Annotated in this window: 14 protein-coding genes; 4 read left to right on the forward strand and 10 right to left on the reverse strand. The window is 64.2% G+C overall.

The window, feature by feature from the left end; genetic code table 11:
- Positions 1–105: 105 nt before the first annotated feature.
- The 7 genes from ABB26_RS06255 to ABB26_RS06285 all read right to left on the reverse strand — a co-directional run bounded on the left by ABB26_RS06255 (position 106) and on the right by ABB26_RS06285 (position 8329).
- Positions 106–2505 carry an alpha/beta hydrolase family protein gene (locus ABB26_RS06255; protein ID WP_057632821.1) on the reverse strand — a complete coding sequence of 800 codons (2400 nt, stop codon included), beginning with the start codon at positions 2503–2505 and terminating at the stop codon, positions 106–108.
- 160 nt (positions 2506–2665) lie between these two features.
- Positions 2666–3922: a cysteine desulfurase gene (locus ABB26_RS06260; protein ID WP_057632822.1), complete on the reverse strand. Its 1257-nt coding sequence runs from the start codon at positions 3920–3922 to the stop codon at positions 2666–2668.
- Positions 3919–5181, reverse strand: a complete 1263-nt coding sequence (gene sufD / locus ABB26_RS06265) for a Fe-S cluster assembly protein SufD (protein ID WP_057632823.1) — start codon at positions 5179–5181, stop codon at positions 3919–3921. The genes ABB26_RS06260 and sufD overlap by 4 nt, the downstream gene beginning before the upstream one ends.
- The gene (sufC, locus tag ABB26_RS06270) at positions 5181–5945 is read right to left on the reverse strand and encodes a Fe-S cluster assembly ATPase SufC (RefSeq protein ID WP_057632824.1); all 765 of its coding nucleotides are present in this window, start codon (positions 5943–5945) and stop codon (positions 5181–5183) included. The genes sufD and sufC overlap by 1 nt, the downstream gene beginning before the upstream one ends.
- A 36-nt stretch (positions 5946–5981) precedes the next feature.
- Complete coding sequence (locus ABB26_RS06275) at positions 5982–6392, reverse strand: lysozyme inhibitor LprI family protein (protein WP_057632825.1); 411 nt, start codon at positions 6390–6392, stop codon at positions 5982–5984.
- The gene (gene sufB, locus ABB26_RS06280; RefSeq protein WP_057632826.1) at positions 6389–7864 is read right to left on the reverse strand and encodes a Fe-S cluster assembly protein SufB; all 1476 of its coding nucleotides are present in this window, start codon (positions 7862–7864) and stop codon (positions 6389–6391) included. The genes ABB26_RS06275 and sufB overlap by 4 nt, the downstream gene beginning before the upstream one ends.
- An 18-nt stretch (positions 7865–7882) precedes the next feature.
- A complete protein-coding gene (locus tag ABB26_RS06285) occupies positions 7883–8329 on the reverse strand; it encodes an SUF system Fe-S cluster assembly regulator (RefSeq protein WP_057632827.1) in 447 nt (148 codons plus the stop codon).
- Positions 8330–8557: 228 nt separating this feature from the next.
- Between ABB26_RS06285 and ABB26_RS06290 the strand changes: the two genes are divergently transcribed.
- Complete coding sequence (locus tag ABB26_RS06290) at positions 8558–9025, forward strand: SET domain-containing protein (protein WP_057632828.1); 468 nt, start codon at positions 8558–8560, stop codon at positions 9023–9025.
- 96 nt (positions 9026–9121) lie between these two features.
- Here ABB26_RS06290 and ABB26_RS06295 read toward each other — a convergent pair whose 3' ends face one another.
- From ABB26_RS06295 to ABB26_RS06305, 3 genes are all read right to left on the reverse strand, one after another.
- Positions 9122–9706 carry a YceB family lipoprotein gene (locus tag ABB26_RS06295; protein ID WP_057632829.1) on the reverse strand — a complete coding sequence of 195 codons (585 nt, stop codon included), beginning with the start codon at positions 9704–9706 and terminating at the stop codon, positions 9122–9124.
- Between the two features lie 95 nt (positions 9707–9801).
- On the reverse strand, positions 9802–10107 hold the full coding sequence (locus ABB26_RS06300; protein ID WP_057632830.1) for a DUF3861 family protein: 306 nt from the start codon (positions 10105–10107) through the stop codon (positions 9802–9804).
- A 292-nt stretch (positions 10108–10399) separates the two neighbouring features.
- Complete coding sequence (locus ABB26_RS06305) at positions 10400–10798, reverse strand: HU family DNA-binding protein (protein ID WP_057632839.1); 399 nt, start codon at positions 10796–10798, stop codon at positions 10400–10402.
- 303 nt (positions 10799–11101) lie between these two features.
- Between ABB26_RS06305 and ABB26_RS06310 the strand changes: the two genes are divergently transcribed.
- The 3 genes from ABB26_RS06310 to ABB26_RS06320 all read left to right on the forward strand — a co-directional run bounded on the left by ABB26_RS06310 (position 11102) and on the right by ABB26_RS06320 (position 14097).
- Complete coding sequence (locus ABB26_RS06310) at positions 11102–11536, forward strand: OsmC family protein (protein ID WP_057632831.1); 435 nt, start codon at positions 11102–11104, stop codon at positions 11534–11536.
- A 109-nt stretch (positions 11537–11645) separates the two neighbouring features.
- On the forward strand, positions 11646–12326 hold the full coding sequence (locus tag ABB26_RS06315) for a glycine zipper 2TM domain-containing protein (protein ID WP_057632832.1): 681 nt from the start codon (positions 11646–11648) through the stop codon (positions 12324–12326).
- Positions 12327–12414: 88 nt separating this feature from the next.
- On the forward strand, positions 12415–14097 hold the full coding sequence (locus tag ABB26_RS06320; RefSeq protein ID WP_057632833.1) for an amidohydrolase: 1683 nt from the start codon (positions 12415–12417) through the stop codon (positions 14095–14097).
- Positions 14098–14559: the final 462 nt, after the last annotated feature.

The raw sequence follows: 14559 nt of genomic DNA on the forward strand, positions 1-14559 counted from the left end.
GCATGAGCATCCCGCTTCATGCCCAGTCCGCATCGTTCCAGCGGGGGGCTCATGTGTGCGGTTGGGCTCGAACCACAGCTACGCGCCCCTCTGCGCGGGCTGGGCTCAGAGACCGGCACTGGATGGTTGATGACGCATCATCCTGTCGAGGAAAGCGGAAATTTCCTCCCATGCCTTTGTCTTGTTGGCGGGGGAGCTGAAGCCATGCCCTTCATCATCGAAGTACACCTCGTCTGCTGGCCGGCCTGCCAGTGCGAGCATTCGGGCCATGCGCCGGCTGTGTTCAAAATCCACACGCGCGTCCTGTTTGCCATGAACCAGCATGACCGGTGTGGTCAGCACGTCATATCGATATAGCGGAGAGGCATCGCGCATGGTTGCCAGGTCCTGGTTGGGGTTGCCCATCAGCTTCTCGGCCAGTTGCCGGCCCTTTTCGCTGCGTGCGGCATCGCTGGCGGTGAAGAACAGCAGGCGGTCGCTGATGCCGGCGATGGACACCACACAACGGAACCGTGCAGGCCACCGCACCGCCGAGACCAGTGCCGAGTAGCCGCCATAGCTGGAGCCGACCACGCACATACGCTGTGAATCGATCGGGTGACCGGAAACGGCGAGCGTGATGGCTGCATCGATATCGTTCTCGATGCCACTGCCGTAATTGCGATGACCGGCTTCACGGAATGCACGCCCATAGCCTTCCGAGCCACGGAAGTTCACCCGCAGCACGGCATAGCCGTGTGAAGCCAGGAACTGCACTTCCGGATCGAAATGCAGGCTGTCAGCGACACCGATTGGGCCGCCGTGAGGGAACACCACCAGAGGGCGGGGGGCGTCGCCCGCCGGCAGGGTGAGGAAGGCTTCGACCTTGAGGCCGTCGGGCGCGGTGAAGCGGAGGGTCTGGGTGGGGGCGAAGGTACGTCCTGCCAACCACGGAAACAGCTCGCCGACCTGCGCTGCACGCCCCTGTGCCACGTTCAGGTGATACAGCTCCGGTGGCATGTCAGCGGAGTCCACGCGCAGGATCAGGTTCTGTCCGTCGCGGCTGCGCTCCACCAGTTCCACGGCACGGCCGGGGAATGATGCGGCGACCCGCTTGGCGATGGCGGCGTCGGCATCCTGGAAGTAATCGGTCAGCAACTGTCCGCTGCGGTAGTACTCGACACCGATGATGTTGCGCAGCTCATCGAACAGCGCCGCGCGGACGTCCGTTCCAGGCTGCGAATAGATCGTGCGGGTGATGGTGTGGCTTGCGACGTCGAATTCCACAAGGTCGCGCTGGGTGCGGCCTTTGTCGGTCAATGCGTAGATCCGGGAGGCGTCGGAGGAGAGTCCGATCGGGTCGAAATCGTTCTCGTCTGACAGGTTCATCACGTCCTCGAAACGGTCCCGCTCACGGCGTACCAGGATGTGGTCTTCGCCGCGGCGGACGATGCCCATGCGCAACCTGCCATCCCCATCGCTCAACCACCAGATGTCGTCCTTCAGTCCGGTATTCAACCGCTCGCGGAACTGCGGGCGGAACGCGTCAACTGCCGCTTTGCTGGCGACATCCATCCGATGCACCATCAGTTCGTTGTCGCGCGTATAGCTGGCGAACAGGATGTTGTCCGGGCGCGCTGGGAGCTGGTCGAGTACCTTGCCCCGCAACGGTATCTGGTAGGTGGAAAAGGAACGCTTGCCCTGCGTATCCATCGGCATGCGCACTACGGTGACACGATGGGTGCCATCGGAGAGGCGCACCGAAACCAGCAATGTCTGGTCGCTGGTCCAGCGCAGGCTGTCCAGCGGCAGATCGGCCGAGGCGAGTTGGACGACCGAGTTGTTCTGCAGGTCGATCAGGTCCAGATTCCATTTTCCTGATGCCTGGCGGATCTGCTGCACCAGCAAGGTGCCGGCGGGGTTGAGGCTGGTGGCGATGATGCTGGAATGACGCCACCAGGGAGCGCCAGCATCTTCCTGTTTCTCCGGCTCCTTCGGTGTATTTGCAGTGCCGGTGTTGGTGACGGCATCAGCAGGCGGTGGCGTCTGTGACGCGGCGATGCCTTTGTAGAACGCAGGGAATGGATCGGGGTAATGGCCTGAGTAGTTGAGCGCGTACTGACCGTAGATTGCAGGATGGTTGCGCTGAAGCCAGTTGATGGCGGCCAGACCGCGGTTGGAACGGCGGATGTCGGCACGCCAGTACGAGGTGGGCCGGAACACCAGATCGCCTGGATAGGCAATGGCACCGGCATCGACGTCGAATTCGAATTCCTTGTCGCTGCTCAGTTGGTAGCGCAGCCCATAGACCAAGGACAGTTCACGCCATTCGTAACGGCCAACCGGCGCCACATACAGGCGGTAGTTCTGACCGCTGACGAGGCCGGACATGGTGCCGTCGCCCCACACTTTGCCATCGCGGTTGAGGCGTACCTGATGCAGGTCGATGTTGGTGTCCACGGCGACCAGCACGAAGCCTTCGCCGGGCTTGAGCGTGGGTACCTGGCCGGGTTTCACCGGTGCCATTGCCGCCCATGCCAGACAGGGCCAAAGCATGGCTGCCAGTACCCATGACCGCGCCAAATCACGTAGCTTGCCTGCGCTCATAGGCCCCCCTGCGCGTGGATTTGGCTGGGAGGCTGTCACAGTTGCGAAAGGGCGGCAAGAATGCCGCCCGTGTTGCCGATCACCCCAGCAGGGCGCGCACCTTCTTCAACGCAGCCATGAACGACTCGATCTCTTCGTGCGTGTTGTAGAACGCGAGCGAGGCGCGGCAGGTGGCGGCGACGCCGTAGTACTGCAGCAACGGGTGTGCACAGTGCTGGCCTGAGCGGACCGCCACGCCCTGCAGGTCGAGCAGGGTGGCCAGGTCATGTGAGTGCGCGCCTTCGACCAGGAACGAAACCACTGCGGCCTTGTGCGGCGTGGTGCCGAAGATGCGCACGCCCTCGACGCGCTGCAGTTCTTCGGTGAAGTGAGCCAGCAATTCCTGCTCGCGCGCTTCGATGTGGTTGCGACCCAGTTCTTCCAGGTAGTCCACCGCCACGCCCAGGCCGATGAAACCGGCGATGTTCGGGGTGCCGGCTTCAAACTTGTGCGGGGCATCGTTGAACACGGTGCCGTCGAAGCTCACTTCCTTGATCATCTCGCCGCCACCGATGAACGGCGGCATTTCCTGCAGCAGCTCGCGGCGTGCCCACAGCGCGCCGGTGCCGGTTGGGCCGCACATCTTGTGGCCGGTGATGGCGTAGAAATCGCAACCAATGGCCGTCACGTCCACGCTCAGGTGCGGGGCAGCCTGCGAACCATCGATGACGGTGACGATGCCGCGCTTGCGCGCTTCACGGCAGATTTCGCGCACCGGGTTGATGGTGCCGAGCACGTTGGAAACGTGGGTCAGCGCCAGCAGCTTCACTTCCGGGGTCATCGCCGCGTGCAGCGCGTCCATGTCCAGGCTGCCGTCGGGGCTGATCTCGGCCACACGGATGGTCGCGCCGGTGCGCTGGGCGACCAGCTGCCACGGCACGATGTTGGCATGGTGCTCCATGCGCGAGACCAGGATCACGTCGCCGGCCTTCAGCCGCGGCAGTGCCCACGAATACGCGACCAGGTTGATCGCGAAGGTGGTGCCGCTGCACAGCACCAGCTCATCGCTGCGTACGTTGAGGAAGCGCGCCAGCTTGGTACGTGCGCCTTCGTAGGCGTCGGTTGCCTCGGTGCCCAGCGCGTGCACCGCACGACTGACGTTGGCGTTGTAGCGGCGGTAGAACTCGTCCACCGCGCCAATCACCGACAGTGGCTTCTGCGCGGTGTTGGCATTGTCGAAATACACCAGCGGCTTGCCGTTGACTTCCCGCATGAGCAGCGGGAAATCGGCGCGCACGCGCTCCCAGTCGGGAGCGGTGGCCGAAGGGTGGATCGGACGCGGTGAAGAGAGGTTCATGCCATGCCAGCCTGTTGCAGTGCCTGGTCCAGATGGCGGGCCAGCTTCTCGGTGAGGATGCCTTCCACGGCCGCCAGCGGTTCGTGGCAGAACGCGGCGCTCAACATGGCGCGCGCCTGCTCGGCCGGTACGCCACGCGAGCGCAGATAGAACAGCGCATTGGCGTCGAGCTGGCCGACTGTGGCGCCGTGTGCGGCCTTGACCTCGTCGGCATCGATCACCAGCGTCGGCTGGGTGTCGATTTCGGCATCGGCCGAGAGCAGCAGGTTCTTGTTGGACAGGTTGGCGTCGGTGCCGTCTGCACCTTCGCGGATGTTGATGCCGCCATGGAACACCACGCGGCTGCGGTTGGCGGCCACGCCACGCCACACCAGCTCGGCGCTGGTATCGCGTGCGATGTGTTCGATGCCCAGGCGGGTGTCGATATGACGGCGGCCGGTGCCCAGCAGCACGCCGTTGGCGACCAGCTTGGCGTTGTCGCCTTCCAGTCGCACGTTCAACTCGTGGCGGCTCAGTGCGGCGCCCAGCTCCAGATCGATGCGACGGTACTGTGCATCGCGTGCCAGCACCGCGTCGGTGCGCAGCAGGCTGGTCGCACGCGGGCTGTCGGCCTGCACGCGGGCATGCGAGAGCACGGCGTCCTGCGCCAGATGGACGTGCACCAGCGTGTTGTCCAGGTGCGCGCTGTCGCCGGACTGCAGGTGGTGTTCCACCAGCCCCAGCGAGGCGCCACGGCGCAGCTCGATGAAATGGCGGTGGTGCCAGGCGCGGTCGCTTTCATCCGGCGCGCTGACAAACACCAGGTGCAGCGGCGTGGCGCTGCTGATGCCAGCTTCCACCTGCACCAGCACGCCTTCATCGGCGAGCGCGGCATTGAGCTGGGCGAAGATCTCTTCGGCGCGGTTGAAGCGGCGGCCGAGGAAGCGGGTGGCGTCCGGTGCGTCCTTCAGCGTGGCCGACAGCGTGCGTACCTGCACGCCGGCATCCAGCCCGGCCAGGTCGCTATGCGCATCGCTGGGGCGGCCATTGACGAACACCAGGCGCGGCGCCGGGATGTTGGCCAGCAGCGCGGCGTCGATGGTCAGCGCCTGCAACGGTGCGGCACTGAAGCTGCGGCGTTCGAGCTGGCGCAGTGAGGTGTACTTCCACGCTTCGTTGCGGGCGGCGGGCAGGCCGGTCTGCAGGGCCGCTTCGAGCAGCTCGGCGCGCTCGTTGCTGCCGCAGAAGCCCTTTGCCAATGAATCGAGCAGGGCAGTCATTACTTGGCCGCCTCGCGCACCACGCGGTCCTTCAGGAAATCGTAGCCGTGCGCTTCCAGCTCCAATGCCAGTTCCGGGCCGCCGGTCTTGACGATGCGGCCGTCGGCCAGCACATGCACCACGTCCGGCTTGATGTAGTCGAGCAGGCGCTGGTAGTGGGTGATGACCAGGAACGAGCGGTCAGGCGAACGCAGTGCGTTGACGCCATCGGCCACGCTCTTGAGTGCGTCGATGTCCAGGCCCGAATCGGTTTCGTCCAGGATGGCCAGCTTCGGCTCCAGCACGGCCAGCTGGAAGATCTCGTTGCGCTTCTTCTCGCCACCGGAGAAGCCTTCGTTGACGCCACGGTGCAGCAGCTCGTCCTTCAGGTGCAGCACGGCCAGCTTCTGCCGGACCAGCTTGAGGAATTGCATCGAGTCCAGTTCTTCCTCACCGCGCGCCTTGCGCTGTGCGTTGAGCGCGGCGCGGAGGAAGTAGGTGTTGTTCACGCCGGGGATTTCCACCGGGTACTGGAACGCCAGGAACAGGCCGGCAGCAGCGCGTTCTTCCGGCGCCAGCTGCAGCAGGTCGCTGCCTTCGAACTGCACCAGGCCTTCGTTCACGTCGTAGCCTTCGCGGCCGGCAAGGACATTGCCCAGCGTGGATTTGCCGGCGCCGTTGGGGCCCATGATGGCGTGGACTTCACCGGGCTTCACGTCCAGCGACAGGCCCTTGAGGATTTCCTTGTCGCCGATGCTTGCGTGGAGGTTTTCGATCTTCAGCATGAGGGTGCGGTCTTCAATAGGTAGGGGGCAGGGCGATCAGAGATCGCCTTCGGCGCGGTCGATGAAGGTGGCGCGCAGCCATTGGGTGCGCTGCCGGGTCAGGTCGGCCTTGGCGGCGGAATACAGCATCGGGTACATCGAGCCGTACAGCACGCGCGGGTTCTCGTCCTTGCCGACCGGGTAGCGCGCTTCGATGTCGGCATCGCGCAGCGGGATCCACAGGCGCTGGGCCGCGCGCAGTTTTTCGATGGCCACCGGCTGGCCCTGCAGTTGCTGCATCACCTGCCGGTACACGGCATTGAGTTCGGTGTCGGCGGCGCTGGCCTGCTGGGCCGCGCAGTCGTTGATTTCCAGCTGGGTGCGGGCGTTGTCACAGGCCTTGCCGGGTGACGCGGCGGAGGCGGCGACCGGCAGCAAGGCCAGCAGGAGCAATGACAGGCGGCTCATCCGACCGACCCTTCAAGCGACACTTCCAGCAGCTTCTTGGCTTCCACCGCGAACTCCATCGGCAACTCCTTGAACACCTGTTTGCAGAAGCCGTCCACGATCATCGACACCGCGTTCTCCTGGTCGATGCCGCGCGTGCGGCAATAGAACATCTGGTCGTCGGAAATCTTGGACGTGGTCGCCTCGTGCTCGACGGTGGCGCTGGGGTTCTTCACCTCGATGTAGGGGAAGGTGTGGGCGCCGCACTTCTTGCCGATCAGCAGCGAATCGCACTGGGTGTAGTTGCGCGCGCCATCGGCCCCGGCAGCCACCTTGACCAGACCGCGATAGGTGTTCTGGCCGCGGCCGGCGCTGATGCCCTTGGAGATGATCTTGCTCTTGGTGCGCTTGCCGATGTGGATCATCTTGGTGCCGGTGTCGGCCTGCTGGCGGTGATGGGTCAGCGCCACCGAGTGGAACTCGCCCACCGAGTCATCGCCCAGCAGCACGCAGGACGGGTACTTCCAGGTGATCGCCGATCCGGTTTCCACCTGGGTCCAGGTCACCTTGGAGCGTGCGCCACGGCATTCGGCACGCTTGGTGACGAAGTTGTAGATGCCGCCGACGCCGTTCTCGTCGCCCGGGTACCAGTTCTGCACGGTCGAATACTTGATCTCGGCATCTTCCAGCGCGACCAGCTCGACCACCGCGGCGTGCAGCTGGTTCTCATCGCGCATCGGCGCGGTGCAGCCTTCCAGATAGGACACGTACGCCTTGTCCTCGCAGATGATCAGGGTGCGCTCGAACTGCCCGGTGTTGCTGGCGTTGATGCGGAAGTAGGTGCTCAGCTCCATCGGGCTGCGCACCCCGGCCGGCACGAACACGAAACTGCCGTCGGAGAACACGGCCGAGTTGAGCGCGGCGAAATAGTTGTCGCCCACCGGTACCACGGTGCCCAGGTACTTGCGCACCAGCTCCGGGTATTCGCGGATGGCTTCGGAGATCGAGCAGAAGATCACGCCCTTGTCGGCCAGCTCCTTGCGGAACGTGGTGCCGACGGAAACCGAGTCGAACACCGCGTCCACCGCCACGCCGGCCAGCTTGGCCCGCTCATGCAGCGGCACGCCGAGCTTGTCGTAGGTGTCCAGCAGCTCCTTGGGTACCTCGTCCAGCGACTGGTACTTCGGGCCCTTGGGCGCGGAGAAGTAGCTCAACGCCTGCAGGTCGATCGGCTCGATCTCCAGCTTGGCCCAGTTCGGCTGCTGCATGGTCAGGAAGTGGCGGTAGGCGTCCAGGCGCCACTGCGTCATCCACTCCGGTTCTTCCTTCTTGGCTGACAGAGCGCGGATGACATCCTCGTCCAGGCCGGGCGCGAACGAGTCGGATTCGATGTCAGTGACAAAGCCCGCCTCGTATTTGCGACCCAGCTGTTCGTGGATCTCACGGTTCGGAGTGTCGGCGATGCCGACATTTTCAATGGTTTCGGTGGCCATGGGGCTGCCTACTATGGTTCAGGAGACGACGTCGACGCTGATGCGGCGACGGTCGGCAAGCGGTAAGGGGTGCAGCATCTGGGCGAGGGTGACCGCGCGCAGGGCGTCGCTGACAACATCGTTGATGAGCCGCCAGTTCGAGCGCACGCCGCATTGGCTGGCGATCCCGCAATGACTCTGGCCCTGGCTGCATTCGGTGATCGCCAGTGGGCCTTCCATCGCCTCGACGATCTCGATCAGGGTGATCTCGCTTGCCGGGCGGGTCAGGCGGTAGCCGCCGCGCACGCCACGCAGGCCTTCCACCAGCCCGGCCTGGGCCAGGGGCTTGAGCAACTTGCTGACGGTCGGTGGCTCCAGCCCGGCCGCTTCGGCCAGCTCGGTCGCGCTCAACACCTCGTCCGGCCGCGCGGCGAGCACGGTCATGACAACGGTTGCGTAATCGGTGAGCTTGGTGACGCGGAGCATTTTGGCAGGGGGGTAATCAATGCGGACCAAAATTGTACGCTTTGCTGGCGTCTGGTCCAAGTTTTCCTGTTCAGGTGGGGCCGGGAGCGGGGAATGGGGAGTGGGGAATGCGTGTGCGGTGTGCGCTGACTTCTCTTTGCACCATCACTACTTAGACACTGCTGCCTGTTCCCCGCTTGAGCTGTATGGGCGAGAATCCCCGCTTCCCATTAGATTCCGGCCAGATACATGCCCAAGAAGATCCAGGCACGCAAATCCTCCATCCACGGCAACGGCGTGTTTTCGCTGGCGGCCATCAAGAAGGGTGAGCGTGTCATCGAGTACAAGGGCAAGCGCCGGAGCCACGAAGAAGTGGACGCCGACGATACGGGCGACGTGGAAAGCGGGCATACCTTCCTGTTCACGCTCAACGATGAGTACGTCATCGATGCCAACCACAAGGGCAACGACGCGCGCTGGATCAACCACAGCTGCGACCCGAACTGCGAGGCGATGATCGAAGAAGTCGAAGGCGACGACCGCACCGCCGACAAGGTGTTCATCGAAGCGGTGCGCGACATCAAGCCCGGTGAAGAGCTGACCTACAACTACGGCATCACCCTGGCCGAGCGCCACACCGCGCGCCTGAAGAAGATCTGGGAATGCCGCTGTGGCTCCCCCAAGTGCACCGGCACCATGCTGCAGCCGAAGCGCTGATGGAGCGGGGAGCGGGAGCGCTGACAGGGGCCGGGGAATGATGGTGCAGCGTGCACCATCATTTCCAATTGCTTGTTCCCCAATCCCCGCTTCCGGTCAGTTCCCCAGCAGACCCTGCGGCACAAAGCTGCCCAGGTTCTGATTGAAGGTCACCGCGATGCGTCCGTTCTCGATGCCCACCGACTGTACCTGCAGCACGCCCATCACCTTGGCGATGGCCGGGTCGATCTTGTAGATCGGCTCGCGGCGCGCGTAGTCGGCCAGCCAGCTGTTGAGCAGGCTGCGGGTGCTGGCATCGATCTCACCGCCGGCCATGGCCGGGCGGAAGTTGTCGACCGTGGGCTGGTCCAGATGGAAGCCCTGCGTCTGCGGGTTGTAGCGCAGGCCGCTGCTGATCTGGACGTTGCCCACCGGCACCGACGAACCACCGGCCGCCATGGCCAGGTCGAAACCCAGATCCAGACGTCTGCCCTGCGGCAAGGCCAGGTGCGGTTGGCTGACGGTAAGCGCCAGCAGGCCGCCCAGCGCCTTCTGGGTACGTGGGAAACTGCCATCCAGGTATTGCTGCACGTCGGCGGCACCCACCGTCAGTTGCCTGCCTTGCACCTGCGGTGCGGCGTGGGCAGTGGTGGCCAGGGCCACGCAGGCGATGGCGGGCAGGATCAGGTGGCGCAGGTTCATCGGAGCGGCTCGCGGCAATGGCGGGTATGGATGCGCACGATAACCGGAACCGGTGAATGCTCAGTTAGCAGCGGCGCAATGTCGCCACCAGCGGTTCATTCTTTGCCGCGCAGTCCGTCCAGCTTGTGCAGCAGCTGATCCAGTTCCGGCTGCAGCGTGGCCAGCGGACTGTCGGCGCGCACCGATGCTTCTGCCAGGGCGGTGAGCAGGCCGGTGACCACCACGAGGCTGGCGTCGTCGTTGCAGGACAGGCGGCGCAGGCGCTGGGCCGATTCAAATTCGCGCATCCAGCTGTGCTGGCTGTGCTGTTCGAACTCGATGCTGCAGCGGCCGGTGCACTGCTGGCCGTCGGTTTCGATGGGAGTGACGCTGATGCGATAGCGATGCTTGCTGCGGGTCATGGCGGCATCGGGACGTTGGGGGAGGGCTATCACCATAGGCGCGCCCATGCGCCGGTACGAGGCGTCGAACCAACACGCTGTGTTCCAGTGTTTCCGGAACAATGCCGATGGAACGCTGCGGCCCATGGGAGCGTTTTCGGCAATGACCGAGCTGGCCGCTCCGAGCCCACCCGGCAACTGATCTTGCCGGGAATACCCTCGCCGAGCAGGGCGCTGCTCGGCCGGAGCGGGCGCAAAAAAAAAACGGGACGGCAATGCCGTCCCGTTTCGTCCGCCACAAGGGGCGCGCTGATTAGAGCGCGGCGTCCTTGAGCTTCTTGAGCGGGCGAACCTTCAGCTTGGTGGTGGCCGGCTTGGCGGCGAACCACTGCTCTTCCTTGGTGAACGGGTTGATGCCCTTGCGCTTCGGCTTGGCAGCAACGCTGACGGTGGTGATCTTCAGCAGGCCCGGCAGGGTGAAGCTGCCAGCGCCCTTCTTGTTGATCGAAGCGGCAACGGCGCCTTCCAGGGCGGCGAACACGGCGCGCACGTCCTTGGCAGCAACGCTGGTGGCTTCGGCGATATGTGCAACCAGACCCGACTTGGTCAGGGCTTCCTTGATCGGCTTCGGTGCTGCCGGCTTTGCGGCGGCCTTGGTGGCGACTTTCTTCACTGCCTTCTTCGGGGCAGCCTTTTTAGCGGTCTTTGCCATGATTTCCTGTTCCATTGAACGGTTGGTTGTTTGGTCGTGCCGACCCCGTCGGCAAGCGAAATGTAGGGCATGAATTGCATGCCGCCAATAGGCAATCGATAAAAAACCCCATAAAAATTGCTTCTGAGTACCTTGTCGTCCCGCAGGGATGGCGAAAGTGGCATGAAAACAGCACTTCCGAGCGGGTATCCAGGCGCTTGTCCCGGTGTGTCCGTTTGCATGGCCATGTACCGGTCGTGCCGCACAATGCGCTAACAGGTGGTGCTCTAAGCTGGCCCCGTGTCTACCAACAGGAGTCGTTCCATGGGTATTTCGCGCCACGCTACCGCACATTGGGAAGGGGACCTGAAGTCCGGTCAGGGCCGTTTGAGCACGCCACAAAGTGGTTTGATGGAGAACACGCGATACGCCTTCAACAGTCGCTTCGGCGACGAGAAGGGCACCAACCCGGAGGAGCTGATCGCTGCCGCGCATGCCGGCTGCTTCACCATGGCGCTGTCGGCCAAGCTGAGTGAGGCCGGCTTCCCGCCCACGTCGCTGGACACACGCGCCGATGTCGACCTGTCGATGGACGGTGGACCGCAGTTGTCGCAGATCCGGCTGAAGGTGAAGGCGGTGGTGCCGGGGCTGGACGAGACCAGGTTCCGCGCAATTGCCGATGACGCCAAACAGAACTGTCCGGTGTCCAAGGCGCTCAGTGCGGTGCCGGTCAGCCTGGAAACCGAGTTTTCCGCCTGATTCATGCGTTGGACGGGCGTACCCTGCGGGGCGCGCCCGTCCGGTTCAGGCGGGTTTCACCCGATGCGCCTGAGCATCGCCACATTCCAACCCGAGTGATCCTTCCGCCATGCTTCGTTCGCTGCCTTTTGCCGGTGTTCTGATCCTGGGCGGACTGACCGCTTTCAACGCCTCTGCCCAATGTTACGACGATGGGCAATACCGCCCGGACCCGCGCTACGACGACGGCCAGTACCGTCCGGGCAACCCGCAGAATGACAACGGGCCTGCCTACGACTACGCCCGCGTGGTGCGGGTGGACCCGATCATCGTCGGCGGCGACCAAGGGCGCGGTGAGCGCTGTTACGAGCGCAGCGACGTTGATTACGTCCAAGGCAATAATGGCAACGGCTATCGCAACGATGGCTATGTGGACCGTGGCTATGACAACGGCAGCTATCAGCGCGGTGGCAACGAATCCGGGCGGCAGATCGCCACCGTGATCGGGGGGCTGGCCGGCGCGGTCCTCGGCAGCCGCATCGGGGGTGGCGATGGCCGCTACATCGGTACGGCGGTCGGCACCCTTGCCGGCGGTGCCGCCGGGCGTGCCATCTACGATGCCAACAATCGCACCCAGCAGTACCGCCGCGGCGATGTGCGGGTGTGCGAGCCAAGCGGCTACGGCAGCGAGAGCGAGCGGGTTGACGGCTACGACGTCACTTACGAGTACGCCGGCCGCGAGTACCGCACGCGTCGCGACTACCACCCCGGCGAACGTATCCGGGTGCGCGTGGACGTCAGCGCCGACTGATACCGAGGTCAGGCTCGCACCTTCATGGTTTGTCACGCCTGCGCGATGACGGCATAGTCGCCGCACATCCTGTTCGGGAGTGCCTGCAATGCGTCGTGTCGCCTGTCTTGCCCTGTTGCTTCCCTGCCTGCAGTTGAGCCCGGCCCACGCCGAGGTGCGGGTTCTGGTGGCCGATACCATCCGCACCGGAGATCCTGCCCAGCCTGTGGTCGGCGCCCTGGCCTGGGATACCGATAGCGGCAAGCTGCTGGATGCAGGCAGTGCCGAAGCCATGCTGCAACTGTATCCCGATGCGCCACGCATCGACCTCGGCGAGGCCACTGTGGTGCCCGGGCTGATCGACGCGCACGCGCACCTGGTCTATCTCGGTGACGCTTTGGCGCAGGCGGACCTCTCCGGTGCGCGCAGCCGTGCGGAGGTGGTGGCGCGGTTGCAGGCGTTCGAGAAGAACCTGGCGCCGGGCGAATGGCTGCTGGGCGGCGGCTGGGACCAGAACCGCTGGGACGACACCGCGTTCCCGACCGTTGCCGACCTGGATGCGGCCTTCCCGGATCGCCCGTTGTACCTGGACCGCATCGACGGCCACGCCGGCTGGGTCAACAGCGCGGCGCTGCGTGTGGCGGAGAAGGGCGGCAAGTCATTGAGCGGTGACTGGCAACCGGAAGGCGGGCGCATCATGCGTGATGCCGCCGGCAAGCCAACCGGTGTGCTGGTCGATGGCGCTTCGACGCTGGTCCGGTCGCACATTCCCCCCTTGCAGGATGCGGCCCGCGAGAAGCGCCTGGCAGCCGCGCTGCAGATGGCGGTCAGCAATGGCCTGACCGGCGTGCACGACATGGGCGTGTCACGTGAGGACCTGGCGTTGATGAAGCGTCTGGCCGACCAGGGCAAGTTGCCGCTGCGCATTGATGCCTATGCCAACGGCAACCAGGACGCGCTCGACGACCTGTGCAGAAGTGGTCTCTACACCCATGCCGGCGGGCGGTTGCAGATGCATGGCGTGAAGCTGTTCATGGATGGCGCACTGGGCAGCCGCGGCGCGGCGATGTTGGCCGACTACAGCGATGATCCGCACAACCATGGCTTGCTGATGACTTCGCCGGAGGAATTTGAAACGGCGGTGCGCAAAGCCGACGGCTGCAAGGTGCAGGTGGCAACCCATGCCATCGGTGATCGGGGCAACCGCATCGTGCTCGATACTTACGAAAAGGTGCTGGGCGCGCGCAAGGACAGTGATCATCGCTGGCGGGTGGAACACGCGCAGGTGGTGTCGCTGGAGGACATCCCGCGCTTTGCCAAGCTCGGCGTGATCGCCTCGATGCAGCCGACCCACGCGACTTCGGACATGGGCTGGGCCGAACAGCGGGTTGGGCCGGAGCGGGTCAAGGGGGCATACGCGTGGCAGCGCTATCTACACAGTGGTGCGCGGCTGGCGCTGGGATCGGACTTCCCGGTCGAGCAGGTCGATCCGCGGCTGGGCCTGTATGCGGCGGTGACCCGGCAGGACCGCGAAGGTCAGCCGCCGGGTGGCTGGCAGCCGGAACAGCGTCTGAGCGCTGAGGAAGCGTTGCGTGGTTTTACCAGCGATGCCGCGTGGGCTGGTCATGACGAGGCCGAGGTCGGCACCCTGGCGCGCGGCAAGCGCGCCGATTTCGTGGTGCTGGATCGCGACCCGTTGAAAGTCGCCGCCGACCAGCTTGATGACCTGAAGGTGCTGTCGACCTGGGTGGATGGCGAGCCGGTCTACATGGCGCCTACGCCGGAGGACTGAAGGAGGCGATTATGGAGTTGTCAAACAAAGGGTTCCATTTCGATTTGATTCGGGACTTCAATTTCTATTCCCGATAGATGACGCACGCCCGGTTGTGGATCCAATTAAAACCCATTCATCACGTGAAGTTTCAAGAAGCATGGGTTGAAGCCCGGTAGCAATTGTTATGGCCGCTCGCGATAGTCCGTCAGCGATCTGGATGTTTTCTGTTGCGCTGGCGTGGCAGAGAAATTAAGTCCCGCTCATCGCGAAGGTCCGACGCGCTTGCCGGACTTAGTGCGCTTCATTTGGGTTTTGCGCTGTCCCGTCGACATTCCTCATCCTGCAGCCATTTGAATCGCCCAGGCTTTTGTAGACACTCTTCAGCCGTTTAGTGCGTACTGCCGTTCAAACTCTATCGGGGACAGGCCGCCATTGGACACCTGGCTGTAGCTTATATACCTCTTACGCATCCGCAGGTAT

The sequence above is a fragment of the Stenotrophomonas humi genome, from assembly GCF_001431415.1.
GTDB classification, from domain to species: domain Bacteria; phylum Pseudomonadota; class Gammaproteobacteria; order Xanthomonadales; family Xanthomonadaceae; genus Stenotrophomonas; species Stenotrophomonas humi.

Bases quoted from the DNA above. Each gene is read 5' to 3' on its own strand.
- sufC (WP_057632824.1), bottom strand. From the start codon at position 5,945: ATGCTGAAGATCGAAAACCTCCACGCAAGCATCGGCGACAAGGAAATC.
- ABB26_RS06305 (WP_057632839.1), bottom strand. From the start codon at position 10,798: ATGGCAAAGACCGCTAAAAAGGCTGCCCCGAAGAAGGCAGTGAAGAAA.
- ABB26_RS06285 (WP_057632827.1), bottom strand. From the start codon at position 8,329: ATGCTCCGCGTCACCAAGCTCACCGATTACGCAACCGTTGTCATGACC.
- ABB26_RS06315 (WP_057632832.1), top strand. From the start codon at position 11,646: ATGCTTCGTTCGCTGCCTTTTGCCGGTGTTCTGATCCTGGGCGGACTG.
- ABB26_RS06260 (WP_057632822.1), bottom strand. From the start codon at position 3,922: ATGAACCTCTCTTCACCGCGTCCGATCCACCCTTCGGCCACCGCTCCC.
- ABB26_RS06290 (WP_057632828.1), top strand. From the start codon at position 8,558: ATGCCCAAGAAGATCCAGGCACGCAAATCCTCCATCCACGGCAACGGC.
- ABB26_RS06275 (WP_057632825.1), bottom strand. From the start codon at position 6,392: ATGAGCCGCCTGTCATTGCTCCTGCTGGCCTTGCTGCCGGTCGCCGCC.
- ABB26_RS06295 (WP_057632829.1), bottom strand. From the start codon at position 9,706: ATGAACCTGCGCCACCTGATCCTGCCCGCCATCGCCTGCGTGGCCCTG.
- ABB26_RS06300 (WP_057632830.1), bottom strand. From the start codon at position 10,107: ATGACCCGCAGCAAGCATCGCTATCGCATCAGCGTCACTCCCATCGAA.
- ABB26_RS06255 (WP_057632821.1), bottom strand. From the start codon at position 2,505: ATGGCACCGGTGAAACCCGGCCAGGTACCCACGCTCAAGCCCGGCGAA.
- sufB (WP_057632826.1), bottom strand. From the start codon at position 7,864: ATGGCCACCGAAACCATTGAAAATGTCGGCATCGCCGACACTCCGAAC.
- ABB26_RS06310 (WP_057632831.1), top strand. From the start codon at position 11,102: ATGGGTATTTCGCGCCACGCTACCGCACATTGGGAAGGGGACCTGAAG.
- sufD (WP_057632823.1), bottom strand. From the start codon at position 5,181: ATGACTGCCCTGCTCGATTCATTGGCAAAGGGCTTCTGCGGCAGCAAC.
- ABB26_RS06320 (WP_057632833.1), top strand. From the start codon at position 12,415: ATGCGTCGTGTCGCCTGTCTTGCCCTGTTGCTTCCCTGCCTGCAGTTG.